Genomic DNA, 26160 nt, shown 5'->3' with positions numbered 1-26160 from the left:
GTAGACAGAAGGGTGAGGCATTGGTGTCGCGTGCACAAGAGGTAGCGAGCAGGCGATCGATACAGTGGGTTGAGTTCTCGCGGAGGAGCAACAGTGCCGAAACTTGTTGACCACGAGGGGCGTCGTGCTCGCATCGTGGAGGCGACCTGGCGGCTCATCGCTGAAAGAGGCGTCGAGGGAGCCACGATGCGAGCGATCGCCGAGGCGATCGGGATGGCGAACGGTGCGCTCAAGCACTACTTCCCGGACAAGAACTCGATCATCCGCACGGCTTTCACCCACGTTTTCGACGCGACCAACGAGCGCGTGCGGGAACGTCTCCGCGGTCGGACCGGGATGGCCGGCTTGCGGATCTTCTGCGAGGAGGTCATGCCGCTAGCTGACCTGACCGACCTCGAAGCCAGGGTTGTCCTGCCGTTCTGGCAACGGGCGCTGGCCGACGCGGACCTGCGGCAGGTCTACACCGACGCGATGGCGTTGTGGCGCAACCAGATCATCGAATTCCTGCACCAGGGCCGAGCCGAGGGGTTCGTGAGCACGTCCACCGCGGACGACGTCGTGGCCGAACAGCTGCTGGCCATGCTCAACGGGTTCCAGTCGCTGGCATTGCTCGACGCGGCATCGGGCACGGCGGACGTGCAGCGCCGCACGGTCGAAGCGTTCCTGGGTTCGTTGCAGTAGCGCTAGCCCTGGGCGTGCTGGAACTTCAGCAGGGCGTCGATGGTGGCCGTGCGGTGGCGGCGGGCGGCGAGTTCTACCTCGATCGGGTCGGCTTCGTCCTCGATCAGCGCGATGAGTTCGGCGTGTTCGGCGACCGACTCGACCGCGCGGCCGGGGACGAAGCTGAACGTCGAGTTGCGCAACATCCGCAGCCGGCTCCACCCTCGGTGCACCAGGTCGATCAGGTGTTCGTTGGGGCAGTGCAGGAACAGGGCTGAGTGGAACTCCTCGTTGAGCTCGGTGAACCGGCGCGGGTCGAAGTGCTCCAGGGTGTCGCGCATGCGCTCGTTGATGGCGTGCGCCCTGGCCAGGTCTTCGGCGGTGAGCAGAGGAGCGGAGAACCCGGTGGCGGCGCCCTCGACCACGGCGAGGGTCTGCATGGTGGTGACGTACTCGCCCTCGTCGACCAGGGCGACCTGCGCGCCGATGTTCTTCTCGTAGGTGACCAGTCCCTCGGCTTCCAGGCGGCGGATGGCCTCCCGGACCGGGACGGTGCTCACGCCGAGTTCGGTGGCGAGCTGGCTGAGCACCAGCCGGTAGCCGGGGGTGAAGCGGTGCGAGACGATCCGGTCGCGGAGCCACTCATAAGCCAGCTGCGACTTGCTCGTGGTGATGCTCTCGGCCGGTGCGTCGCTAGTCATGGGTCCTCGTTTCGATGAAGTCGCGCTTCATTTTGCCCGACCAGTGTTCGTTCCCGGAGGCGCGTGCTGCTTCGGCGTTGTGATCGCATATGTCATCGTATACGATCCTGCGGCATGACGTCCGATGCCGTTCGTTCCCAGGCCGAAGGCCTCGCTCACCACCCGCTAGTCGGGCGGCCGGGCAAGGTGATCGCACTGCACCTGAACTACCCGTCGCGGATCGCCCAGCGCGGCCGGGCGCCCGCCAAGCCGTCGTACTTCCTCAAGCCGGTGACCTCCCTGGCGGTTACCGGGGAGACCGTCGAACGCCCACCCGGTGCGGAGCTGCTGGCCTTTGAAGGCGAGATCGCACTGGTCATCGGCAAGTCCGCCCGGCGGGTGTCCGAGGAGGAGGCCTGGTCGCACGTCGCCGCGGTGACTGCGGCGAACGATCTCGGCGTGTACGACCTGCGGTCTGCGGACAAGGGCTCGAACCTGCGCTCCAAGGGCGGCGACGGCTACACCCCGCTCGGCCCGGCGAGCATCCCGGCCGACGCGGTCGACCCGGCGGAGCTTCGGGTGCGGACCTGGGTCAACGGCGAGCAGGTCCAAGACGACTCCGCGGGCACCGTGGTCTTCCCGTTCGGCGAGCTGGTCGCCGACCTCTCCCAGCTGATCACCCTCGAACCGGGCGACGTCGTGCTCACCGGCACCCCCGCCGGATCATCGGTGGTCGGGCCCGGTGACGTCGTCGAGGTCGAGGTGGACGTGCCCGGCACCGAGCACAGCACCGGCCGGCTGCGCACCACCGTCGTCGAGGGCGCCGAGCCGCTGCCGGAGTTCAGCGCGCAGCCGTCGGTCGACGACCACCAGCGGGCCGAGGCCTGGGGCAGCCGCGAGGCCGCTGGTCTGGAACCGCCGTTCGAGCTCACCGAGGACCGCATCGCGAAGCTGCGGAAGGTTGCCGTGGCGACGTTGTCCGCGCAGCTGCGCAAGCACGGCTACAACCAGGTCTCCATCGACGGCGTGCGCACCGACAAGCCCGGCAGCAAGGTCATCGGTCGGGCCCGCACGCTGCGTTTCGTGCCCGCGCGCGAGGACCTGTTCCGCAGCCACGGCGGCGGGTACAACGCGCAGAAGCGCACCTTCGACTCGCTGGAGCCCGGAGACGTGCTGGTGGTCGAGGCGCGCGGTGAGCGCGGCAGTGGCACCGTCGGCGACATCCTCGCGTTGCGCGCGCAGGTGCTGGGTGCGGCGGGCATCGTCACCGACGGGGGAGTGCGCGACCACAGCGCGGTCAAGGAGCTCGACATCCCCACCTTCTCCGGCGGCCCGCACCCGGCGGTGCTCGGGCGCAAGCACGTGCCGTGGGACAACGACATCACCGTGGCCTGCGGCGGGGCGACCGTGCAGCCCGGTGACGTCATCGTCGGCGACGACGACGGCGTGCTGGTCATCCCGCCCGCGCTGCTGGACGAGGTGCTCGACGCCGCGATCGAGCAGGAGGCCGAAGAGGAGTGGATCGCCGCCCGCGTCGCCGAAGGCGCGGCCGTGGACGGGCTCTACCCGCTGACCGGTGACTGGCGTCGCCGCTACGAGGCAGAGCGAGACGGACAGGAAGGAACCCGATGACGAACTGGCGCACCCGCCCCGAAGAACTGACCGGGTCGATCGCTCCGGTGATCACCCCGTTCACCGCCGACGGCGCGGTGGATCACGAGTCCCTCGCCAACCTGGTGAACTGGCAGCTCAAGCAGGGCTCCGACGGGATCTCCATCGGCGGTTCCACAGGTGAGCCCAGCGCGCAGACCATCGACGAGCGCGCCGATGCGATCCGCACCGTGGTCAAGGCCGTCGACGGGCGCGCACCGGTCGTTCCGGGAACGGGTTCGGCGAAGCTGGACGAGACGGTCGAGCTCACCGGCGCGGCCTACGAGGCGGGTGTGGACGCGGCGCTGATCATCACGCCGTACTACGCGAAGCCGACGCAGGAAGCGCTCTACGTCTGGTACTCCACGGTCGCGGAGGAGTACCCGGACCTGCCGATCATCGCCTACAACGTGCCGACCCGGACCGCGGTGGAGATCGCGCCGGAAACCGTCGCCCGGCTGCACCGGGACGTGCCGAACTTCGTGGGGATCAAGGAGACCACCAAGGACTTCGAGCACTTCTCGCGGGTGATCAAAGCCGCCGGCCGGGATCTTCTGGTGTGGTCCGGGATCGAGCTGCTGTGCCTGCCGCTGCTGGCGCTGGGCGGCACGGGTTTCGTCAGCGCCACGGCCAACATCGCACCCGGCGCGACGAAGCGGATGTACGAGGCCTTCCACGCCGGACGCATGGACGAGGCGCTGGACATCCACTACGGGCTGCACCCACTGGTGGACCTGATCTTCGTGGAGACCAACCCGGCGCCGGTCAAGTGGGTCCTGGCCCAGCGGGGCCTGATCCGCTCCGAGCACGTCCGGCCGCCGCTGATCACCCCGACCGACGCGGGCAAGGGCAAGATCCGCGCGCTGCTGGCCGAGGGCACCGACTTCCTGTCGCCGGTCGAGGACGACGACACCATCGCCGGAGGGAACTGACATGACGATCCACCACGTGCCGGCCGACCTGCCCAAGCGCATCCAGCACTTCATCGACGGGGAGTTCGTCGACAGCCTCGACGGCGACACCTTCGAGGTCCTCGACCCGGTGTCCAACCAGTCCTACCTGGAGGCCTCGTCGGGCAAGCAGGCCGACATCGATCGCGCGGTCTCGGCTGCCCGCAGGGCTTTCGACCAAGGTCCGTGGCCGGGGATGCTGCCGCGCGAGCGCGCGCGGATCCTGAACAAGATCGCCGACATCGTGGAAACCCGCAACGAGCGGTTGGCGGAGCTGGAGACCTTCGACACCGGGTTGCCGATCACGCAGGCGCTGGGTCAGGCGAAGCGGGCGGCCGAGAACTTCCGGTTCTTCGCGGACCTGATCGTGGCTCAAGCTGATGACACCTACAAGGTGCCGGGCAAGCAGGTCAACTACGTCAACCGCAAGCCCAAGGGCGTGGCCGGGTTGATCACGCCGTGGAACACGCCTTTCATGCTGGAGAGCTGGAAGCTCGCCCCGGCGCTGGCCTCCGGTTGCACGGTGGTGCTCAAGCCGGCCGAGTTCACGCCGCTGTCGGCCGGGTTGTGGCCGGAGATCTTCCGCGAGGCCGGAGTTCCCGACGGGGTGTTCAACATCGTCAACGGGCTCGGCGAAGAGGCCGGCGAAGCCTTGGTCAAGCACACCGACGTGCAGCTGATCTCCTTCACCGGCGAGTCCGCCACCGGTCAGCTGATCTTCGCCAACTCCGCGCCGACCCTCAAGGGCCTGTCGATGGAGCTGGGCGGGAAGAGTCCGGCGGTCGTGTTCGCCGACGCCGACCTCGACGCGGCGATCGACTCGACGGTGTTCGGCGTGTTCTCCCTCAACGGCGAGCGCTGCACCGCGGGCAGCCGAATCCTGGTCGAGCGCGGCATCTACGACGAGTTCGTCCGCCGCTACGTCGAACGCGCGGAGAACATCAAGGTGGGCGATCCGCACGACCCGGCCACCGAGGTCGGCGCCCTGGTGCACCCCGAGCACTACGAGAAGGTCACCGGCTACATCGAGATCGGCAGAACCGAAGCAACCCTCGCCGCAGGTGGCGGACGCCCGGAAGGCCTGGAGACCGGGAACTACGTGCGGCCCACGGTCTTCGTCGACGTTCCGCCCACCGCGCGGATCTTCCAGGAGGAGATCTTCGGCCCGGTCGTGGCGATCACCCCGTTCGACACCGACGAGGAAGCCGTGCGCCTGGCCAACAACACCAAGTACGGGCTGGCGGCCTACGTGTGGACTTCGAACCTGGAACGCGCCCACAACGTCGGGCAGCGCATCGATGCCGGGATGGTCTGGCTGAACTCGCACAACGTCCGCGACCTGCGCACGCCCTTCGGCGGCGTCAAGGCCTCCGGTCTCGGCCACGAGGGCGGCTACCGATCGCTGGACTTCTACTCCGACCAGCAGGCCATGCACATCTCGCTGGCCCCCGTCCACACCCCCAAGTTCGGCGCCTGAGGCGCCACGCATGCGAAGGACCGTTCAACGATGACTGTCTCGCAATCTCCAGCGCTGATTCCTCCGGACATCGTGCGCTGCGCCTACCTCGACCTGGTGGTCACCGACCTGGCCAAGGCGCGGGAGTTCTACGTCGACGTCCTCGGCCTGGTGGTCACCGAGGAGGACGACGAGGCGATCTACCTCCGCACGCTGGAGGAGTTTATCCACCACAACCTCGTCCTGCGCGAAGGACCGGTGGCCGCCGCGGCGGCGTTCTCCTACCGGGTGCGGACCCCGGAGGACGTGGACCGGGCGGAGGAGTGGTTCGCCGCCCGCGGCTGCCGCACCGAGCGTCGAAAGGACGGATTCACCAAGGGAATCGGCGACTCGGTGCGCGTGACCGATCCGCTCGGGTTCCCCTACGAGTTCTTCCACGAGGTGACCCACGTCGAGCGGCTGGCGTGGCGCTACGACCTCTACACCCCCGGCGCGCTGGTGCGCCTGGACCACTTCAACCAGGTCACCCCCGACGTGCCGAAGGGCCGGGAGTACCTGGAGGACTTGGGTTTCCGGGTCACCGAGGACATCCAGGACGCCGAGGGCACCACCTACGCGGCCTGGTTGCGGCGCAAGGACACCGTCCACGACACCGCCCTGACCGGCGGCGACGGGCCGAGGCTGCACCACGTCGCCTTCGCCACCCACGAGAAGCACAACATCCTGTCCATCTGCGACAAGCTCGGCGCGCTGCGGATGTCCGACGTCATCGAGCGCGGACCCGGCCGCCACGGCGTGTCCAACGCCTTCTACCTCTACATCCGCGACCCCGACGGCCACCGGGTGGAGATCTACACCCAGGACTACTACACCGGGGATCCCGACAACCCCGTCGTGACCTGGGACGTCCACGACAACCAGCGCCGCGACTGGTGGGGCAACCCGGTGGTCCCGTCCTGGTACACCGAGGCCTCCCCGGTCCTGGACCTCGACGGCCGACCGCAGCCCTTGCAGGTGCGCACCGACAGCAGCGAGGTGGCCGTGACGGTGGGAGCCGACGGCTTCTCCTACACCCGCAAGGGCGACGACGAGCAGGGCTTCAAGCTGGGGGTCTCGCTATGACCACCACGGAGAGCGACCTCATCGGGCGCGTTCCCACCGAACTGCTCGTTGCCGGGAAGTGGATCCCAGGGAGCAACGGCACCTTCCCGGTGCACGACCCCGCCGCCGGTGAGGCCCTCGCCGAGGTCGCGGACGCTTCACCCGCCGACGGTGCCGCCGCGTTGGACGCCGCCGCGAGCGCCGGACGGGAGTGGGCACGGACCCCGGCACGGCGCCGGGCCGAAATCCTGCGCCGGACCTTCGACCTGGTGCAAGAGCACGCCGACGACCTCGCCCTGCTGATGACCCTGGAAATGGGCAAGCCGCTGCGGGAAGCCCGCGGCGAGGTCGGCTACGGAGGCGAGTTCCTGCGCTGGTTCAGCGAGGAAGCCGTCCGAATCGACGGTCGCTACAGCACCAGCCCCGAGGGAACCGGCCAGATGGTGGTGACACACCGCCCGGTCGGCCCGTCGTTGCTGATCACGCCGTGGAACTTCCCGCTGGCGATGGCCACGCGCAAGATCGCACCGGCGCTGGCGGCCGGCTGCACCGTCGTCATCAAACCGCCGGCTCTGACCCCGCTGACGACCCTGATGCTGACCCGCCTGCTGGAGCGGGCTGGGGTGCCGGAGGGCGTGGTCAACGTGGTGACGACGTCGAAGTCCGGTGCTGTGTGCGGGCCGCTGATCAGCGATCCGCGGCTGCGGAAGCTGTCGTTCACCGGCTCCACCGAGGTCGGCGTCCGGTTGCTGGAGCAGGCGGCCGGGGGAGTGCTGCGCACCAGCATGGAACTCGGTGGCAACGCCCCGTTCCTGGTCTTCGACGACGCCGACCTCGACGCGGCGGTCGAGGGCGCGTTGGCCGCCAAGTTCCGCAACACCGGGCAGGCCTGCACCGCCGCAAACCGCTTCTACGTCCACGAAACCGTCGCCGAGGAGTTCAGCCGGCGCGTCACTGAACGCGTCGCGGGAATGCGGACCGGACGCGGCACCGAAGACGGCGTCGACATCGGGCCGCTGATCGAGCGCAAGGCGGTCGACAGCGTCGCAGCCCTCGTCGACGACGCCGTCGAACGCGGCGCCCGCGTCCGCACCGGCGGGTCCCGAGGAGAGGGTCCAGGCACCTTCTACCTGCCGACCGTGCTCACCGACGTGCCACCGGATGCGGAGGTGATGGGCCAGGAGATCTTCGGGCCGGTGCTGCCGGTCACCACCTTCACCTCGGAGGAGGAGGCGATCGAACTGGCCAACTCGACCCCCTACGGCCTCGTCGGCTACGCCTACACCCGCGACACCCGCCGCGGTCAACGCCTGATCGAGGAGATCGAGACCGGGATGATGGGACTCAACGTCGGGGTCGTCTCGAACGCAGCCGCGCCCTTCGGCGGGGTCAAGCAGTCCGGTCTCGGCCGCGAGGGCTCCCGGGAAGGGATCCAGGAATACCTGGAGACGAAGTACACCCTGATGCCCAACCCTTACGCGTGAAACCTGGCCCTACCGCGGAAGAACCGACTTTCTCGCAATGACGTGAGGAGAGATCGTGCAGTTCCACCACCACGGCTACGTTTCGGGTGATCCCCGCGTTCAGCCGGCTGCCGGGACCGGTGTGGATCGTCCAGCTGAGCTCCCCGACGAGGTCGACGTCCTCATCGTGGGCAGCGGTCCCGCGGGGATGATCGCGGCCGCGCAGCTCGCTCAGTTCCCGCACATCGTGACGCGCGTGGTCGAACGTCGCCCGGGACGGCTGGAGATCGGGCAGGCCGACGGCATCCAGGCGCGCAGCGTCGAGACGTTCCAGGCGTTCGGGTTCGCGGCTCGGATCACCGAAGAGGCCTACCGGATCACCGAGATGTGCTTCTGGGCACCGGATCCCGAGAACCCGGAGAACATCGTCCGGACCTCGCGGGCTCCCGATGACCCGGCCGGTGTCAGCGAGTTCCCGCACCTGATCGTCAACCAGGCGCGGGTGCTGGACTACTTCGCCGAGGCGGCTCGCAACGCCCCGGCCAGGATCGAACCCGACTACGATTACGAGTTCCTCGGCCTCGACGTCGCCGACGGGGGAGACCACCCAGTGACCGTCACGCTGCGGCGCAGCGCTGGCGAGAACGAAGGCGAGCAGCGGATCGTGCGCGCCAAGTACGTGATCGGCTGCGACGGTGCTCGCAGCCGGGTGCGGGAGTCGATCGGGCGGGAACTGGTCGGTGACCGTGCCAATCACGCCTGGGGCGTGATGGACGTGCTGGCCGAGACCGACTTCCCCGACATCCGCACCAAGTGCGCCATCCAATCCCACGACGGCGGCAGCATCCTGCACATCCCTCGCGAGGGGAACCACCTGTTCCGGATGTACGTCGACCTGGGCGAGCTCTCTGCGGACGACCACGGCAAGGTCCGCGAGACCACTCAGGAAGAGGTGGAGGCGCGCGCCAACCGGATCTTGCACCCGTACACGCTGACGGTGAAGCACGTCGGCTGGCGCAGCGTCTACGAGGTCGGGCACCGGCTGGCCGACAAGTTCGACGACGTGCCGGCCGAGCTCGTGGGCACCCGCACGCCGCGGGTGTTCATCACCGGCGACGCGTGCCACACGCACAGCGCCAAGGCCGGTCAGGGCATGAACGTCTCCATCCAGGACGGCTGGAACATCGCCTGGAAGGTCGCGCACGTCCTCGACGGACGCGCCCCTGAGTCGCTGCTGGACACCTACTCCGCGGAACGCCAGGTCATCGCGCAGAACCTCATCGACTTCGACCGGGAGTGGTCGAGCATGATGGCCGCCAAACCCGAGGAATTCGACGACCCCAACGCGCTGGCCGACTTCTACGTCAAGACCGCCGAGTTCCCCGCGGGCCTGATGACCCAGTACCAGCCGTCGCTGGTCACCGCGGAGGCCACGCACCAGGAGCTGGCGACCGGTTTCCCGGTCGGCAAGCGCTTCAAGTCCCACGCCGTGACGCGGGTCTGCGATGCCAACCCGGTGCACCTCGGCCACCACCACCGCGCCGACGGACGCTGGCGCATCTACGTCTTCGCTGATCGGCCCGCCGCCGGAAACCCCTCGAAGGCGGAGCACTTCGCCGAGTGGATCACCAGCTCCCCGCAGTCACCGGTGGTCGCCTTCACGCCCGAGGACGCCGACATCGATGCCTGTTACGACGTCAAGGTGATCTACCAGCAGCACTACACGGCCGTCGATCTCGGTTCGGTCCCCCGGGCGTACCTGCCGAAGGTCGGTCCCTACGAGGTCGTCGACTACGAGAAGGTCTACGCCGCGGACCCGGTCGAGGACATCTTCGAGGAGCGCGGCATCGACCGCGACGGCGTGATCGTCGTCGTCCGCCCGGACCACTACGTCGCCAACGTGCTGCCCCTGGACGCCACCGAGGAGCTCGCGAGGTTCTTCACGGGGATCTCCGGTGCCAAGCGTCACGCCGGTGTATGAGCGCCGGTCGGTCGAGAATGGAGTGCTGGATGTTCGTGAAGGCCGAAGACCTGTTGGCGGATGTCCAGCCCAAGATGGGCGGCACGGAGATCAAGGATCCGGCCACCGGTGAGACCGTCGGCCGGGCCCCGGAACACGACGCGACCGACCTCGATTCGGCCGTCGCTGCCGCCCGTGCGGCGCAGCCGGCGTGGGCGGGTCTGGGTCACACCGAGCGCAGCGCCTTCCTCACCCGTGCTGCGCAGGCGGTCGAGGACAACGCGGAAGCCCTCGCAGAGCTGTTATCCAGGGAGCAGGGCAAGCCGCTCAACGGGCCCAACGCGCGTTTCGAAGTGGGCGCGTGCGCGGCGTGGCTGCGCACCACCGCCTCGTTCGAACTCGAACCGGAGGTGGTGGCCGATGGTGCGGAACTGCACTACCGGCCGCGGTGTCGTGGGAGCGATCGGGCCGTGGAACTGGCCCATGATGATCAGCGTGTGGCAGCTGGCCCCGTCGCTGCGCATGGGGAACACGGTGGTGCTCAAGCCGTCGGAGTACACGCCGCTCTCGGTGCTCGCCCTCGCGCACGTGCTCAACACAGCGCTGCCCGACGATGTGCTGCACGTGGTCTCGGGTGGGCGTGAGGTCGGCGAGGCGCTGGTCGCACATCCGCACATCGACAAGCTCATGTTCACCGGATCCACCGAGACGGGCAAGGCCATCATCCGGTCCTCCGCGGACACCGTGAAGCGGTTGACCCTGGAACTCGGCGGCAACGACGCAGGCATCGTGCTGCCCGACGTCGACCCGGCGAGCATCGCCGAAGACCTCTTCTGGGGCGCGTTCATCAACACCGGCCAGACCTGCGCGGCTCTCAAGCGCCTGTACGTCCACGAGGACGTCTACGACGACGTCGTCGAAGCCCTGGCCGGGCTTGCGGCCGCCATGCCGATGGGCGTCGGCATCGACGAGAGCAACGTACTCGGCCCGCTGCAGAACAAGGCCAGTACGACATCGTCACTGAGCTGGTCCAAGCGGCGAAGGACGACGGTGCACGCATCGTCGTCGGCGGGAATCCGGTCGAGGACCAGCCCGGGTACTTCTACCCGACGACCCTGGTCGCCGACATCGACGACAAGAACCCGCTCGTCACGCGAGAGCAGTTCGGTCCGGTCCTGCCGATCATCGAGTACTCGTCGGTTGACGAAGCTGTGGCGATGGCCAACGACTCGACGTCGGGTTGGGAGCATCCGTCTGGTCCTCCGACGAGGAGCAGGCGCGCTCGGTCGCCGTCCGCCTGCAGGCCGGCACCGTGTGGATCAACAAGCACGGCGCAGTGGATCCCCGCATCCCCTTCGGCGGTGCCAAGCAGTCGGGGTACGGCTTGGAGTTCGGTGTGGAAGGCCTCAAACACCTCGGCCAGCCCCAGGTCATCAGCCGCTGAACGGCGGAAACGTCCCCTGACACTCCCTCGAGAGGAACCAGCATGAGTTCTCCCGCGGACCTCGTCGTGACCGGTGGCCGGATCTGGACCCAGGACCCCGGCCGGCCGTGGGCCGAGGCGCTGGCCGTGCGCGACGGGAAGATCGTCGCGGTCGGATCCGCCGCCGAGGCCGAAGCGTTCACCGGTCCGGACACGCAGGTGCACGACGCAGGTGGTGCGATGATCATGCCGGGGCTCATCGACGGGCACGTGCACCTCAACCTCGGCGGCAGTCAGGCCGCGTTCGAGCTGCCGCTGGCGCCCACCGACGACCTGGACACGATCCTCGGCAGAATCGGTGAGTGGGCGGCAGGTCTGGGACCCGATGCCTGGGTGGTCGGCGGGATCGTCGGCAGCACCGTTCTGGACGGCCTCGCCGACGCCGCCGTTCTCGCGAGGCTGGACGAGGCGAGTGGTGGGCGGCCGGTGCTGCTGCGCGACGACAGCATGCACAACCGCTGGGTCAACTCCCGCGCCCTCGCATTGATGGGCGTGGGACCAGCTTCGGCGGATCCGGACGGCGGCCGGTACGTGCGCGACGGGAACGGCTGCTTGACCGGAGTGCTGCACGAGTCGGCGTCGGCCGAGGCCGAAGCCGCGTTCACCAGGTCGATCACCGATGTGCAGGCCCGGACGGACACGGCCGTCGCCACTGCCATCGAGACGCTCAACTCCTACGGGGTGACCTCGGCGCAAGAGGCAGCCACCATGCTCGGCTCGGCGCGCGCCCTCGCCGCTCTCGAAGCGTCCGGCGGGCTCAACGCTCGGGTCGTGCTGTCGATGCCGGTGCGGCCGTTCCTGGAGGACGGCCTCGTCGGTGAGGAGCTCATCGCTGAGGTCGCCGAGCTGCGTGGCGAGCTGGTCCGGCCGGACTTCGTGAAGATCGTCATGGACGGTGTTCCGATGACCCGGACGACGGCCCTGCTCAGCCCCTACCGGTGCGGTCACGGCGCGGAGCCCACGCAGGGGGAGATGTACTGGACGCTCGACGACCTGGTGGCACAGCTGAAACGCTGCGCCGAACTCGGGCTCGGTGCCAAGCTGCACGCCACCGGTGACGCCTCCGCGCGTCGCGTGCTCGACGCCGCCGAGCGGTTGCGGAACGAGACGGCCTCCGGCATTCGCCTGCAGATCGCCCACGCCGAGTTCGTCCACCCCGACGACGTGCCGCGCTTCGCGGAGGTGAACGTCGTCGCCGACCTCTCGCCCTACATCTGGTACCCGAGCGTGATCCAGGACAGCATCGCCGAACAGGTGGAGCCGGGGCTCGTCGAGTCCTCCTGGCCGATGCGCGACCTCGTCGACAGCGGCGCGGTCGTCGCCGCGGGTTCGGACTGGCCGTGCGCCGCACCGACCCCCGACCCCTGGACCGGGCTGGAAACCCTCGTGACACGGCGCAACCCGGACGAACGCTTCCCCGGCACGCTCAATCCCAAGCAGGAGCTGACGTTGGAGGAAGCGATCGCAGCGTTCACCTCGAACCCCGCGGACGCCCTCGGCATCGGCGACATCGCCGGAAGGCTGGCACCCGGTTGCTCTGCCGACTTCATCGTGCTGGACCGGAACCTCTTCGAGATCGACCCCCGCGACATCCACGCCACGCGGGTGCAGCGCACCTACTTCGCGGGCCGGCTCGTGCACGAGAACCCGGATGGCAAGGCGTCCTGCGCCGAGCTCACGCCGTGATCATGTGATCCAGCGGTGCGCTCCCGGCGCTGCACTGCTTGCGATCACAGCCGGGACTCCCGGTACGAGCGGCCGACTAGACACCGACCGATCTACCAGGAGTCCCTCCTCTTACCAGCTCCGCACCGGTGAGAACAGTTCAGGGACCGGCGCTCAGGCCGACTGCCCTGCCTAGAACCACCCCATCACCACCTCAATGCTCACCCAGATCGCCAGTGCAGTGGTCAGGAACAGAACGACGTTCTCGACGACGTTCGCCTTGTGCTCGCCCAAATGGCTGCGCTTGTTGACGAGGATTAGGAGGCCGACTGCCACGATCGGGACGACGACGGCCTGCAGTCCGGTCACGAAGACGGCCATCTCGACGAAACCGGGCATACCTGGGGCGGACCAGACGACGGGGGAGATCAGGATGAACAGGCTGACCCACTTGAACCACGGGTCATCCTCGAACTTCTTCCCGAACTCCTCCCGTCGCGCGGGCTTGACGATGTGCAAGCAATCGATGACCACCTTGGGGAATCCGTTCGCGAACCCGATGACACTGCTGTAGAGGATGCCGAATGCGCCGATGTAGAAGACGAGGGCGCCGAACTCCCCCAGGTGGAGCGACAAAGCCTTGGATATGTCCTCGAGGCTGCCGACCGCGATGTTGTTCGGAGCGAGGAGCTCGGCCCCGACCACCCAGACCGCGAGGTTGATGACGATGGCGGCACATATTCCGAACAGGATGTCGTTGCGTTGGACCTTCCTGTACTGGGCGCCTGTCCAGCCCTTGTCCTTCACGAAGTAGGGGTACAGGAAGTTGGCCATCGAGCCCGCCACGGCTCCGATCAGGGAGAGGGCCACGGCGAAGACCCCGAACGTGCCAGTATCGTCGGGGATGCCAAAACCGACCGTGGCCCTCACGATCCCACCCACGTCGGGAACTGAGTAGATCGCCAGCCCCAGGAAAGCGATGGTCATCAACACCAGGAAGAGCTTCAGCAGCTTCTCTATCGTGTTGTAGACGTTGCGCCCGATGACGAACAGGCTGACCAGGACCACGACGCATGACCAGAGGAATGGCTGCCCGATGCCGAAGATCCAGGTCAACGCCTCCCCTGCTCCGGTGATCATGTAGGCGTTGAGCAGGTGGCCGCTGATCAGGACGGCAATGCCGATGAACCAAGGGAAGTACTTGGACACATCGTTGTATCCTTCGACGATCGTCTGGCCTTTCGTGTTCAGGATCTGATACCTACCCATGAGGTTCACGATGACGAATCGCACGATCAAGGAGAGTGCGAGCAGCCACATGAGGTTGTATCCGTAGCTCGAGCCCGAAACGGAGGCGGTGACGAGATCACCGGCCCCCATCATGCTCAGGACGGCCACGATTCCGGGACCGAATTGTCGGAGTCGGCCCCGAAGTGTCCCTTCCGGACTTCTGATGGCTGCGTGGTTGTCTTCTTCTCGATCCATCATCACGGTCCTCGTTGACTGTTTTCCGGAGTGGCTGGGGCCGGTGCCCACCTCGTTGACGCGGAGCGGACACCGGCGGGGATGGCTACTGGGTGCCCGGGATACCGTCGATGCGACGGAACAGGCCGTCGGGGTTGCCGTCGGCGATCGCGCTCGGCAGCAGGCCGCTCGGAACATCCTGGTAGGACACCGGGCGTAGGAACCGGTCCACGGCACGCGTGCCGACGGAGGTGGTTCGCGAGTCCGACGTGGCGGGGAACGGACCGCCGTGAACCATCGCGTGGCCGACCTCGACTCCCGTCGGCCAGCCGTTGAACAGCACACGGCCCGCGAGGAGCTCGAGTGCGCTCAGCAGCGTGGCGGCCTCGCGCTCGTCCCCGGTTCCGGTGTGGACGGTCGCGGTCAGCTGGCCTTCGAGAGCCTCGGCGACCGCGTGCACCTGAGCCATGTCCTGGCAGCGCACGACGATGCAGCAGGAGCCGAACACCTCCTGCTGCAACGCCTCTTCGGCGACGAACCGTTCGGCGTCGGTCGCGAGCAGTGCGGGGCGGCAGGTGATCGGCCCGCCGGAGTCGGATCCCCGGGCGAGCACCTCGACGCCGTCGTGGCCGGACAGTGTGCTGACGCCCTGGGCATAGGCGTCGGCGATCCCGGGCGTGAGCATCGTGGCCGGTTCCGACGCGGTGATCGCCGTCGTGGCCGCGTCCACGAAACGGTGCAGGTCCGGGCCGTCCACGGCGACGACGATGCCCGGGTTGGTGCAGAACTGTCCGGCGCCGAGGGTGAGCGAACCGACGAACGCGGTGCCGATCTCGCCGGCGCGGTCGGCGAGTGCGCCCGGCAACAGGAACACGGGGTTCGTGCTGCTCATCTCCGCGTACACCGGAATCGGGCGGGGACGCGCCTGCGCGGCGGCCACGAGCGCGAGGCCACCCTGGCGCGACCCGGTGAATCCCACGGCACGGATGCGCGGATCGGTGACGAGGGCCGTGCCGAGGTCGGGGCCGTGGCCGAACAGCAGCGAGAACGTGCCCGCGGGCAGCTGCGTCTCGGCGACCGCGTCGCTGATCGCCCGACCGACGAGTTCCGAGGTGCCGGGGTGGGCGTCGTGGCTCTTGACGACGACGGGGCAGCCCGCCGCGAGCGCAGACGCGGTGTCCCCACCCGCGACCGAGAAGGCGAGGGGGAAGTTGCTGGCGCCGAACACGGCCACGGGGCCGAGCGGAACGGCACGCTGGCGGATGTCGGCGCGGGGCGGTGTGCGGTCCGGCTGTGCCGGATCGATGCGCGGGATTTCGAGGTTCCCGTCGCGCAGCAGCGTGGCGAACATGCGCAGCTGGCCCGTGGTGCGGCCGCGCTCGCCCGTGAGGCGCGCGAGGGGCAGACCGGATTCGGCGTGGGCGCGTTCGACCAGGGCGTCGCCGATCGCCTCGATGTTGTCGGCGATGCGTTCGAGCAGCTCGGCGCGCCTGGTCACCGGCAGCGCCCGGTACTGGCCGAACGCGTCGCACGCGGCGGCGCACGCACGGTCGACGTCGGCGGAACCGCCGTAGGCGAAGGCGGGGTCCAGTTGCTCGCCGGTGCTCGGGTCGACGGCGCGGATCTCCGTTCCGGTTCCGGTGACCGGTTCACCCGCGATGATCATCCGACCGGTCGGGGTGTTCATGCGTTCTCCTCGGGAATCCGGGAGATCAGCTCGGAGAGCTGCTGCAGTTCGTCGTCGTCGAGGTCGGTCAACGGGGCGCGGACCGGCCCGGCGGGGCGTCCGATGGCCCTCATGCCCGCCTTCACGATGCTCACCGCGTAACCCGCCTTGCGGTTGCGGATGTCGCAGTAGGGCAGCACGAATTCGGCGAGGTAGCGGTCGACGGCGGCGCGGTCGTGGGCGCGCACGGCGGTGTAGAACCGCTGCGCGAACTCGGGCACGAAGTTGTACATCGCCGACGAGTAGGTCGTGACGCCCATCTCGAGGTACGGCAGCGCGAACGCCTCCGCAGTGGGGAGGCCGCCGACGTAGGTCAGCCGGTCGCCGAGCCGCGTGTGGATGCGGGTCATGCGCTCGATGTCGCCGACACCGTCCTTGAACCCGACGAGGTTGGCGCACGCGTCGGCCAGGCGCGCGACGGTTTCGTCGGTGTAGACCGCGTTGGCTCGGTTGTAGATGATCACGCCGAGCGAGGTCGCCGCGCAGACCGCCTTGACGTGCTCGATGAGTCCGTCCTGCGACGCCTCGGTGAGGTACGGCGGCAGCAGGAGCAGCCCGTCGGCACCCGCTCGCTCGGCGGTTCGGGCCAGCTCGATGGCGGTAGCGGTGCCGTAGCCGGCCGGCGCGATCACGGGCACGTCGTCGGGCGTCTCCCCCACGGCGGCTCTGACGACGGCCGACACCTCGTCGGGGGTCAGCGAGAAGAACTCGCCGGTGCCGCCCGCGGCGAAAAGCCCGGCCGCGCCGAACTCACTCAGCCAGGCGATGTTCTCGCGGTAGGCTGGCTCGTCGAAGCTCAGGTCGTCCCGGAAGTGCGTCACCGGGAAGGACAGCAGGCTGTTCGACAGCCGCTTGGCTGTTTCGTGGGGCGTGAACTGGGACATCGCGTACTTCCTCCAGGTTGGTCTGGCCCGTGACCGCGACGCTAGAGTCGGCGAGCAATGCACGTCCAACTCCAAATTCGCATCCTCTGATTCAGGAAATGCATCGATGTTCACGATCCACCAGCTGACCGGCTTCGTCGCCGTCGCCGAGGAAGGCCACTTCGGTCGCGCCGCCGAGCGGTTGAACATGACGCAGCCCCCGCTGAGCAGGCAGATCCAGCAGCTGGAGAGGGAACTCGGCGTCAGCCTGATCGATCGCAGCGGCCGGACGGTGCGGCTCACGCCCGCAGGCCGCGCCTTCCTGCGGAACGCCCGCAGGCTCCTGCACGACGCCGAGAACGCCGCGCAGTCGGCCCGGCGGATGACCGCGGGCCGCGCCGGCCTGCTCAACCTGGGGTTCACGGCGACGTCCGGATACGGCGTGCTCGGCACGGTGCTGCGCACCATCGCCGAGCGGCTCCCGCATGTCGAGGTGGTGCTGCAGGAGTTGGTCACACGCGACCAGCTGGACCGCATCTCGTCCGGCACGCTGGACGCGGGCCTGGTGCGGCCGCCGACGCCACCCGGCGTGGAGTCCCGGCTGGTGGGCACGGGCGCCCTGGTGGCCGCGTTGCCCGCCGGGCACCGGCTGGCCGACGAGGAGCGGCTGCCGCTCGAGGCCTTCCACGGGGCGGACGTCGTCGGGTACTCGCCGCTTGAGGCGCGCTACTTCTACGACCTCGTCGTGGGCATCTTCGGTGAAGCGGGCGTGCGGCCGACGTACGTGCAGTACGTCTCGCAGGTGCACACGGCGCTGGCGCTGGTCGAAGCCGGGCTCGGCATCGCACTGGTGCCGACGACCGCGGCGCGCTTGCGGTTCGCCGGGCTCGTCTTCCGGCCCGTGGATCTGCCGGTCCCGGAGCCCGTAGAGCTGCGGGTGGCGTGGCGGGGCGAGAACGACAACCCCGCGCTGGCGGCCTTCCTGCAACTGTTCACCGCCGCCGACGACCGCGGTGATCCGCTCATCGGCCTCGGCGACGGCACCGCGGACGGTGTGCGTGGAACGTCCGAATAGGATCGCCGCACGCGCGCGGCGGTTCCCGGCCGGAGACGCGTGGTTCGGCCGGGCACGGTGGGCGCGTCCGGTGTCAGCGGACCCCGCGGGCGCGGGAGGCGGCCGCCAGCGCGGCCAGGCTCACCAACGACACCGCCAGCAGGTAGCAGCCGGAAGAGGACTGCGAGCCGGTGCCCGCGACCAGCGCCGCCGCGATCGGGGCGTGGGCATGACGAGCATCCCTCCGAGCGAACCGAAAGCCAGACCCGGCACTCCCCATCGTCACGAGCTCGACGACAACGGCAGAGCGCGAGAATCCGCAGTGGACCGGAGCGCAGCAGGCCACCGGGCGTGCTCCCTACTTCGGACTCGCGCTTCGGAGCGGCTGGCCCAGCCGGTGTTGAGTCCGGCTCCGACTGGCGAGGAGTGCCCGTTGACCTGCGAGTTACCGCAGGTCAACGGGCACCTGTCTCGGTGTGGATCAGTGGTGACCGCTACACGATCGTCTTCTCGACCGCTGGGTACCGAAGGACCCACCTGACCGTGTGGGAGCTACGCGGTCAAGCGGGTCGGCGGGCGGTCATCGGTGGTGCCGGGCCTCGGGTGGTTTCGTCGGCATGTGGTCCACGTGGCGATGGAGCTCGATGTCGTGGGCGTCAGCGTCGCGTTGCGCTCGGTGCGCGCCGGTGCCCCGGACGTTGCCTCAGCCCGTGGCCGGGTTCGTGGCCGGTTCCGTGGCCGCTGGGGTGGAGTCCGGGTCGTGCTTGCGCAGCGCGACCAGGGCGAGTGCGCAGAGCGCGACGACTGCGGCGGCTCCGACGTAGAGCTGGGTCGCCGAGGCACCTGCGTCCTTGAGCAGGCCTGCGATGGTCGGGGAGAGGATGGCGCCGATCCGGCCCATGCCGAGCGCCCAGCCCATGCCGACGCCGCGGAGGTGGGACGGGTACAGCGGTGGTCCGACGGTGTACGCACCGGCGATGCAGCCGTTGATCAGCGCGCCGACGATGACGCCGATGCCGAACCCGAGCCACAGGATCGAGGTGCTCAGGATGAACACGACCATCATCGCGGCCGACAGCAGCGAGAACCCGATCAGCACGACCCGTGGTGGGCGGAGCCGGGCGGCAAGGCCGTAGAGCACCGAGCCGACGGTGCCACCGATCGAGATCGCCATCCCGGCGGTGACCGCAGTGCTCTTCGAAAGCCCTTCCTCGGCGAGGAGGGTCGGGGTCCAGCTGTTGACGAAGTAGAACCCGAACATGATGGTGATGAAGATGATCCAGAGCAGGATCGTGGGTGCGAGCAGTTGCTTCAGCCAACCCGAACCGGTCTGCCCGGCGTCCTTCCGGGCGGAGCTCGCCTGGTCGAGGTCGGCCGTGCTGGTGGAGTCCATCCCCATTCGCGCCAGGGTCCGGTTGATGCGCTCCAGGGCGCCGCGGGGACGGCGCTGCTCGAGGAAGGCGAGCGACTCCGGCAGCAGCACGGCGATGACGATCAGGGCGAGCAGAGTTCCGAAGCCGCCGGCGTAGAAGACGATCCGCCAGTCGCCGCCCACCGTGGTCTTCGCGACGAGGCTCGCGAAGGTCGCGCCGATGCCGTACCCGGCGGTGTAGATGCCGATGGCGAGCCCGCGGTTCTTCGCGTTCGAGAACTCGCTGGCGATCACGTTGGTGCTGGCCAGGATGCCGCCCACGCCGATGCCGGTCACGAGCCGGAAGAGGCCCATCACCAGCACTGAGGGGGCCATCGCGGCGCCGAACATGCCGATCGTGCCCAAGGCGAGGCTGATCAGGATCAGCGGGCGACGCCCGATCAGGTCGGCGAAGGGTGCGAGCAGCATCGAACCCAGCGCCATCCCGATCAGGCCGACCGAGACCAGCAGTCCGAACTGGGAACCGTTCAGACCGAACTCCTCGGTGACCGAGGGGCCGGTGAACGCGACTGCCATGACGTCGAAGCCGTCGAGGCAGTTCATGAAGGTGCAGAGCGCGACGATCAGCCATTGGTAGCCGGACATGGGCGCCGCGCCGATGCGTGCCGTGAGAATCATTGAGGTATCCAGTGGTGAGGGATCCGTTGCGCCCGGATCAGGTGAGGTGGAGGGTGACGGATGCGCGGTCGCCGGTGTTGCCGACCGCCGCGCGGGAGACGCAGAGGCACAGGTGGGTGGAGCGCTGCTTCTGCGCTTGGCTGAGGAAGACGTCGCGGTGGTCGATGGTGCCCGCGACCTCGACGATCTTGGCCAGGCAGAGTCCGCACTCGCCCTTGCGGCAGTCCGAGAGCGTGTCGACCCCGGCCGCGTTCAGGGCGTCCAGGATCGAGGTGCCGGGTGCGACGGCGACCTCCCGGTCGAGCTGGGGAAGGCGGACCACGAACTCCTCGGCTTCGAACCGGCCGCTGGACCCGAAGGTCTCGAACCGCAGGTTGGTCTCGGCCAGCCCGTGCTCGGTCCAGCTCGACCTGATCGCGTCCATCAGGCCGATCGGGCCGCACATGTAGAGCTCGGTCGTGGCCGCGTTCGGTGCCGCGGCGATCTCGTCGACCAGACCAGGTACCGACAACGGCGTCCCTTCGTCGTCGACGTGCACCCGGAGCCGATCGCCGTGCTCGGCGGTGAGCTCGTCGAGGTAGGCCATGACCTGCCGACTCCGACCGACGAGCACGAGCTCGTAGTCGGCGCCGCGGCGGCGCAGAGCTGACGCCATCGCGACCAGTGCGGTGACGCCGATGCCGCCGGCGACCAGGACGTAACGACCGGCGCCGACCGCGAGCGGGAAGCTCTGCACGGGCCCGGTGACGGTGAGCTCGTCACCGACGGCCAGTGCGTGCATGGCCTCCGAACCACCTCGGGAGGCAGCGGAGAGCTGCACGCTGAGCGTGAGCCGGCGGCCCCCGGCCTCGGATCGCACGACGGAGTAGGAACGGATCTGCCGTCGGCCCTGGACGGGCAGTGCGACGTCGACGTGCGTACCGGGCGCCGCGTGCTCGGGGTGTTCGACCTCCAGCACTATCCGGCGGACGCCGTCGGCTACGAGGTCGGCTTCGACGATCTGCGCCCGTTGCCAGCGGGACTGGGAGTGGGCCGCCATCAGACGCCCCTGCCCGCCGCAGCGGGAGCCGCCGACGGCCGCCCTTCGGCGGCAAGCATCCGCTCCAGGATCTGGCGGACCCACATCCCGCCTACGTCGATGTTGAGGCTGTAGAACTCGTGCTCCGGGTTGGCGTCGATCGCGCGTTGCTGGGCGCGCAGCATGTCCTCGTCCTCGCCGAAGACGCCGTGCACACCTTGGCGCAGCTGGGTGGTGATGGTCTGGTTGTCCAGGCAGTAGTTGCGCATGAACGCCCAGAAGTAGTGACAGGTGCGGTCGGTCTCGGGGGTGATCGTGTTCATGACGTACCCGTTGACGCCTTGGCTGCGGTCGCCCTCGGGCGCGCCGGTGCCGGCCTTGGCGACACCGACGTCGATGCAGATCGTGGCCGGCGCCTGGAACCTGATGATCTGCCAGCGGTCGACCTTGCCCTCGAAGCCGGGGAACTTGTCGCGCATGTTCTTCAACCAGAACGGCGGGGCGTCGATGCCGCGCATCCAGCGGGTGACGGTGACCGTGTCGCCTTCGTGGATCACGTCGAACTCGGACTCGGAGAGCTCCTCCTGGCCGATGCTCGAGGAGTGCACGAACTCCTCGTGGGTGAGGTCCATCAGGTTGTCGAGGACCAGCTGAAAATTGCAGTCGGCGTGAATGGTCTCGCCGTCACCCGCCCAGGACGGATCGTCCATCTGGTGCATGTCGGGCACGGTGGCCGGATCGGCGAGGTCGGGATCGCCCACCCACACCCAGACGTAGCGGTAGCGCTCGACGACGGGGTAGGAGGGGACGACCGCGCTCGGGTTGATCGTCTCCTGCGCGGGCATGGCGGTGCAACGACCGGTCGAGTTGTAGCGCAGGCCGTGGTAGGGGCACTGCAGCTCGTTGCCGAGGACCTTGCCCTGCGACAGGGGGGCGAGCCGGTGCCAGCAGGCGTCGGCGAGTGCGACGGCGCGCCCCTCGGTGTTGCGCCACAGCGCGAGCGGAACACCGGCGACGGTGCGCGCCAGCGGCTGCTTGCCGGTGACCTCGTGATCCCAGGCCGCCACGTACCAGGCGTTGCGGGGGTGGTTGAAGATCTTCGCCGCGGCCGTGGTCGGTGCTGCGGTTCCCACCGGTGCGGGGGTTGTGAGCGTCATTGGTCAACTCCCTATGGAGAGAGGTATCTGTTGTGTAAGCCACAAGCTATCTATGGATATAGTGAGTTGGCAAGGGTGGATAGCGTGGCTGATCAGGAAGGGAGGCCATCTTGTCGCTGCGACACGCGCTGATCGCGTTGCTGACGGGTCGTCCGATGACCGGCTACGACATCTCGAAGAGCTTCAGCCGCTCGGTCGCGCACGTCTGGCACGCCCCGGACTCGCAGATCTACCCGGCGCTCAACCGGATGGAACGCGACGGGCTGCTCACCTCGGTCGAGCGTCCCTGGGGCAAGAAGGGGACCAAGAAGGAGTACCACGTCACCGACGCGGGCCTCGCCGAGTTCCGGGAGTGGATGGAATCGCCCCTGGCGCCGCAGTGGCAGCGCGACCCCGCCTACCTGAAGGCCGCGTACTTCGACTTCGCCGACCCCGCGGCGGTGCGTGAGCAGCTGCGGCAGCAGCAGGAGTACTGGGAAGAGCACCTGGCGATGCTCGAGGGCACCCGGGCGACCCTCGTCGACCGCACTCACCCGACCTTGGCCGCGCGGATCGCCAAGCTGACCGAGCGTGAGGCCGAGCTGACTGTCCGCTACAAGATCTACGCCTACGACGGACTGATCGCGCGCGCCCGCACCGAACTGGCGTGGATCCAGGACGGCTTCGCGCTCCTCGACGAGCTGCACGGCGTCTGAAGAGCTCGCGGTCGTGATCCGGTCAGCGGTGCTCTCCACGCACGTGGCGGGCCCGGGTTGAGAAGACTGACGGGTGGAGGAACCTCCGGGGCCCAGTGGCCCATGGGATCTTGGCGGTGACGCTCTGGATCGGCGTTCGGCGAGCACGCCGGGCTCTGCTGCGACGTCGGTCCACTGTGGGGTGTGATTTGTCCACTGTGGGGTGTTGAGTGGTGATGGCCGGTGATTCCCCAATTTCGTCGAAGAGTGGGTCGAGGACGCGCTGCGGGCCCTCATGGCGCCGCGCTGGGAACTGCTTTCGCCACGGGCAGGCCGCCGGGGCTCGCCTGCCTTCGCCGACCCGCGACGGTGGCGTCGAGGAAGCCGCAGTTCGAAGCGAGCTCGACCGCCAGGCGCCGGGTTGCCGAGCTGAATTCCCGACGACCTCCACCGTGGAGGAGTATCGAGCTCGAAGACCACTTCTTCGCCACCGAGCCTGGATTCCTCCAGCAGTCGGCGACGCACTTCCTCGGACGTGGCCTGGCCGCACACCGCAAGGTGGTGCTGGACACCCACAAGTCCTGATCGCGCACGAGTTCCGGTTCGAGCCGCCGTGCTTCCGCCGCTTTCTACCGGGGTTCAGACGCTGCACGAGAAGCGGGAAGGCGGATGAACCAGGCCACCTGCTCAACGACTACGCCGTCGAGCAGGTGGCCCATCGGGCCGGACGGGTTCGCGTCCTTCGCGACGCTGCCGATGCACGACCCGGCCCGGCGGCTGTGGAACGACTGGACGTGCTCGTCCACTTGGGCCCGAGGGGCTCGCTGTGGTTCGTGATCGGACCGCCTCGGCGCCGGTTCAACGACCACCGCACCAACAGGTGTCCCTCGGGGGCCACATCGCCAAGAGGTCCTTGCCACCGGGTGAGCTGAACTCGCCAGCTGAGTCCGTTCGCTGGTGACCGATGTCCTGCGGCGAGCGCCGGGTGCGCGATCTCGCTGCCGGACCGCCGACTCGCAGCGCTGATAGAGGATTTCTATAGGACCCTTTCAAAATTCGTCTAGCCAGATCTTCTCGATTCGTTTGATCGAGCGGTGCACAACTGAGAGCCTCTGCGGAAGCGCACAACGAAAGAAGGTCCTGCTGCCTCGGTGGAGGATGTGCCACATCCGCTTTGGTCGGGCCGCGCGAAGCTTGGGCCCGCGGCGCAGGATGAAGTCGTGATGCCGACGCATCGACCGTCGGCGACGCCCGGTGCGGGCGTCCTGTGAGGAGGTTCATCACACCTGTCGAAACTCGTCGTTCCCAACGGGAGTGGCGAGCATTCCGCTCGTGCCGAAGTTCTCCAAGCTGGTGAATCAGGGTTTCTAAAATGGAAAAAGTGCAAAACAAGAGGGCGACGAATCATACCGTTTTCGCGGTATCGATAGCCGTTTCGGCGCTGGTCGTCCTGTGGGGAGCGGTGGACCCGAACGGGTTCGGGACCGTGACAACTCAGCTCTTCAACTACGTCGTAGCGGATATGAGCTGGTTCTTCCTGCTCACCGCGAACATCTTCCTCGTGTTCGTCATCTACCTGGGTTTGAGCGGCTACGGGCGGATCAAGCTCGGTGCTGATCGGGACGAGCCAGAATTCGGCCGAATGTCCTGGTTCGCCATGATGTTCCAGGCGGGGATGGGTCCGGCGATCATCTTCTGGGGCCTGGCCGAACCGCTGTCGCACTACGTCGACGTCCCCTTCGGCCTCGCTCCGCCCAGCAGCGACGAAGCCGCCGGGGTGGCGATCAAGTACTCGTTCTTCCACTGGGCGCTGCACCCGTGGGCTATCTACGCGGTCGCGGGCCTGGCCGTGGCCTACTTCACCCATCGCAAGAACGAGCGGGGACTGCTCAGCGCGATCTTCCGGCCGCTGCTCGGCGATCGCGTCGACGGACCGCTGGGCAAGGCCATCGACGTGCTGGCGGTGCTGGCAGTGGTGTTCGGCATTGCCGTGGCGCTCGGGCAGGCAGGCCTGCAGATGACCGCGGGACTGGGTGAGACCTTCGGGTTCCCCACCGGAATCGTCGTGCAGCTGATCGTGCTGGCCCTGACCACGGCCGCGTTCATGGGCTCGGCAACGACGCGGATCGAGCACGGCATCAAGTGGCTGTCGAACATCAGCATGCTCATCGCCCCGGTCCTGCTGATCTTCTACTTCATCGTGGGCCCGAGCATCACCCAGATCAACGCCTTCACCGAGGGTCTCGGTGATTACCTGGGCAACATCCTGCCGATGAGCTTCCGGCTGGACGCCTTCAGCCCGGACAACGGGTGGATGGGCAGCTGGACCGTCTTCTACTGGTCCTGGTGGATCGCCTGGGCCCCGTACGTGGGTCTGTTCATGGCGCGCATCTCGCGCGGTCGCACGATCCGCGAGTTCGTCGCGGCCACCGTGCTGGTGCCCAGCCTGGTCAGCATGATCTGGATCGCGGTGTTCGGCGGCGCCGCGCTGCAGCTGGCGCGCAGCGGTCTGGCCGGTGACATCGCGCAGACCGTGCAGCAGAGCCCCGCGGCCGGGATGTTCGTGTTCATCCAGCAGTACCCGATGGCCGGGCTCATGTCGGTGATCACGTTGATCGTGCTGTGGGTGTTCTTCGTAGCGGGCGCCGACGCGGGCACGGTGGTGCTGGGCGAGTTGTCCACGGGCGGCGAGCCGAACCCGAGGACCTGGGTTCGGCTGCTGTGGGGCGTGTTGCTCGCCGGGGTCGCGGCCGTGTTGCTGGTGTCTGGTGGCCTCGAGGGGCTGCAGAAGGCCTCGGTGCTCACCGGGACGCCCTTCGCGATCATCCTGGTGGGCATCTGCGCGGCCTTCTACAAGACCCTCCGGGATGAGCATGGCCCCAACAGTGCTCGGGTGCCGGTCTCCGGTGCGCGCGCAGCGACACCGGAGGAGTCTCCGCAGGACGTCGAGGTCGCCGTGGTGAGCACGGAGCCCACCCGGAGCGAGAGCCGGTGATCTCGGTGCTTCCCCTGCGCTAGGCGTGGTTCGAGGTCGCGGCGGTGGCGGTCGGCACCGCCGCCGCCCTCTCCTCTGCGTGATTCCTCAG

The 26160-nt window shown here is 68.3% G+C and carries 20 protein-coding genes and 2 pseudogenes; 14 read left to right on the top strand and 8 right to left on the bottom strand.

Annotated elements, in window-relative coordinates; translation table 11 throughout:
- The first annotated feature begins 93 nt into the window (after positions 1 to 93).
- The gene (locus tag E1161_RS10840) at positions 94 to 681 is read left to right on the top strand and encodes a TetR/AcrR family transcriptional regulator (protein WP_132622224.1); all 588 of its coding nucleotides are present in this window, start codon (positions 94 to 96) and stop codon (positions 679 to 681) included.
- Positions 682 to 683: 2 nt separating this feature from the next.
- On the opposite strand, the gene E1161_RS10835 is transcribed toward E1161_RS10840, so the two are convergent.
- Entirely contained in the window at positions 684 to 1361 is a 678-nt protein-coding gene (locus tag E1161_RS10835; RefSeq protein ID WP_132622222.1) for a GntR family transcriptional regulator, read from the bottom strand.
- A 114-nt stretch (positions 1362 to 1475) separates the two neighbouring features.
- Here E1161_RS10835 and E1161_RS10830 point away from each other — a divergent pair, with 114 nt between their 5' ends.
- From E1161_RS10830 to E1161_RS10795, 9 genes and pseudogenes are all read left to right on the top strand, one after another.
- On the top strand, positions 1476 to 2972 hold the full coding sequence (locus tag E1161_RS10830) for a fumarylacetoacetate hydrolase family protein (RefSeq protein WP_132622220.1): 1497 nt from the start codon (positions 1476 to 1478) through the stop codon (positions 2970 to 2972).
- Positions 2969 to 3922, top strand: a complete 954-nt coding sequence (dapA, locus tag E1161_RS10825) for a 4-hydroxy-tetrahydrodipicolinate synthase (RefSeq protein ID WP_132622218.1) — start codon at positions 2969 to 2971, stop codon at positions 3920 to 3922. The genes E1161_RS10830 and dapA overlap by 4 nt, the downstream gene beginning before the upstream one ends.
- A gap of 1 nt (position 3923) precedes the next feature.
- Entirely contained in the window at positions 3924 to 5417 is a 1494-nt protein-coding gene (hpaE, locus tag E1161_RS10820) for a 5-carboxymethyl-2-hydroxymuconate semialdehyde dehydrogenase (RefSeq protein WP_132622216.1), read from the top strand.
- Between the two features lie 30 nt (positions 5418 to 5447).
- Positions 5448 to 6518, top strand: coding sequence for a 3,4-dihydroxyphenylacetate 2,3-dioxygenase (gene hpaD / locus E1161_RS10815; protein ID WP_132622214.1), 1071 nt, complete (start codon positions 5448 to 5450; stop codon positions 6516 to 6518).
- On the top strand, positions 6515 to 7981 hold the full coding sequence (locus E1161_RS10810) for an NAD-dependent succinate-semialdehyde dehydrogenase (RefSeq protein ID WP_132622212.1): 1467 nt from the start codon (positions 6515 to 6517) through the stop codon (positions 7979 to 7981). The genes hpaD and E1161_RS10810 overlap by 4 nt, the downstream gene beginning before the upstream one ends.
- A 55-nt stretch (positions 7982 to 8036) precedes the next feature.
- On the top strand, positions 8037 to 9941 hold the full coding sequence (locus tag E1161_RS10805) for an FAD-binding monooxygenase (RefSeq protein WP_132622210.1): 1905 nt from the start codon (positions 8037 to 8039) through the stop codon (positions 9939 to 9941).
- Positions 9938 to 10252 (top strand): annotated as a pseudogene (locus tag E1161_RS28340) (aldehyde dehydrogenase family protein); the annotation flags it as partial. The gene E1161_RS10805 and the pseudogene E1161_RS28340, both read left to right, overlap by 4 nt.
- A gap of 88 nt (positions 10253 to 10340) precedes the next feature.
- A pseudogene (locus E1161_RS28665) lies at positions 10341 to 11364 on the top strand (aldehyde dehydrogenase family protein).
- A gap of 42 nt (positions 11365 to 11406) precedes the next feature.
- Positions 11407 to 13089, top strand: a complete 1683-nt coding sequence (locus tag E1161_RS10795; protein ID WP_132622208.1) for an amidohydrolase — start codon at positions 11407 to 11409, stop codon at positions 13087 to 13089.
- 171 nt (positions 13090 to 13260) lie between these two features.
- Here the strand turns inward: E1161_RS10795 and E1161_RS10790 are convergent, their stop codons facing one another.
- From E1161_RS10790 to kdgD, 3 genes are all read right to left on the bottom strand, one after another.
- The gene (locus tag E1161_RS10790) at positions 13261 to 14466 is read right to left on the bottom strand and encodes an Nramp family divalent metal transporter (protein ID WP_207920177.1); all 1206 of its coding nucleotides are present in this window, start codon (positions 14464 to 14466) and stop codon (positions 13261 to 13263) included.
- Between the two features lie 172 nt (positions 14467 to 14638).
- Positions 14639 to 16219, bottom strand: coding sequence for an aldehyde dehydrogenase (NADP(+)) (locus tag E1161_RS10785; protein WP_132622204.1), 1581 nt, complete (start codon positions 16217 to 16219; stop codon positions 14639 to 14641).
- Positions 16216 to 17142, bottom strand: coding sequence for a 5-dehydro-4-deoxyglucarate dehydratase (gene kdgD, locus E1161_RS10780; protein WP_132622202.1), 927 nt, complete (start codon positions 17140 to 17142; stop codon positions 16216 to 16218). The genes E1161_RS10785 and kdgD overlap by 4 nt, the downstream gene beginning before the upstream one ends.
- Before the next feature lie 106 nt (positions 17143 to 17248).
- On the opposite strand from kdgD, the gene E1161_RS10775 reads away from it, so the two are divergent.
- Positions 17249 to 18196 carry a LysR substrate-binding domain-containing protein gene (locus E1161_RS10775; RefSeq protein ID WP_132622200.1) on the top strand — a complete coding sequence of 316 codons (948 nt, stop codon included), beginning with the start codon at positions 17249 to 17251 and terminating at the stop codon, positions 18194 to 18196.
- 73 nt (positions 18197 to 18269) lie between these two features.
- Here the strand turns inward: E1161_RS10775 and E1161_RS10770 are convergent, their stop codons facing one another.
- From E1161_RS10770 to E1161_RS10755, 4 genes are all read right to left on the bottom strand, one after another.
- Positions 18270 to 18461 (bottom strand): hypothetical protein, encoded by a 192-nt coding sequence (locus tag E1161_RS10770; RefSeq protein ID WP_132622198.1) that lies wholly within the window; start codon positions 18459 to 18461, stop codon positions 18270 to 18272.
- A 417-nt stretch (positions 18462 to 18878) separates the two neighbouring features.
- Complete coding sequence (locus tag E1161_RS10765) at positions 18879 to 20225, bottom strand: MFS transporter (RefSeq protein WP_132622196.1); 1347 nt, start codon at positions 20223 to 20225, stop codon at positions 18879 to 18881.
- A 37-nt stretch (positions 20226 to 20262) separates the two neighbouring features.
- Positions 20263 to 21264 carry a PDR/VanB family oxidoreductase gene (locus E1161_RS10760; RefSeq protein ID WP_132622194.1) on the bottom strand — a complete coding sequence of 334 codons (1002 nt, stop codon included), beginning with the start codon at positions 21262 to 21264 and terminating at the stop codon, positions 20263 to 20265.
- Complete coding sequence (locus tag E1161_RS10755) at positions 21264 to 22400, bottom strand: aromatic ring-hydroxylating dioxygenase subunit alpha (RefSeq protein WP_132622192.1); 1137 nt, start codon at positions 22398 to 22400, stop codon at positions 21264 to 21266. The genes E1161_RS10760 and E1161_RS10755 overlap by 1 nt, the downstream gene beginning before the upstream one ends.
- Positions 22401 to 22510: 110 nt before the next feature.
- Between E1161_RS10755 and E1161_RS10750 the strand changes: the two genes are divergently transcribed.
- The 3 genes from E1161_RS10750 (at position 22511) to E1161_RS10740 (ending at position 26069) form a co-directional block, all read left to right on the top strand.
- Positions 22511 to 23095, top strand: coding sequence for a helix-turn-helix transcriptional regulator (locus tag E1161_RS10750; protein ID WP_132622190.1), 585 nt, complete (start codon positions 22511 to 22513; stop codon positions 23093 to 23095).
- Positions 23096 to 23443: 348 nt separating this feature from the next.
- On the top strand, positions 23444 to 23659 hold the full coding sequence (locus tag E1161_RS10745; protein ID WP_132622188.1) for a hypothetical protein: 216 nt from the start codon (positions 23444 to 23446) through the stop codon (positions 23657 to 23659).
- A 787-nt stretch (positions 23660 to 24446) separates the two neighbouring features.
- A complete protein-coding gene (locus E1161_RS10740; RefSeq protein WP_132622186.1) occupies positions 24447 to 26069 on the top strand; it encodes a BCCT family transporter in 1623 nt (540 codons plus the stop codon).
- Positions 26070 to 26160: the final 91 nt, after the last annotated feature.

The sequence above is a fragment of the Saccharopolyspora aridisoli genome (genome assembly GCF_004348445.1).
GTDB classification, from domain to species: Bacteria; Actinomycetota; Actinomycetes; order Mycobacteriales; family Pseudonocardiaceae; genus Saccharopolyspora; species Saccharopolyspora aridisoli.
Note: the sequence above shows the minus strand (reverse complement) of the source record. Positions and strands in the feature narration are given on the sequence as shown.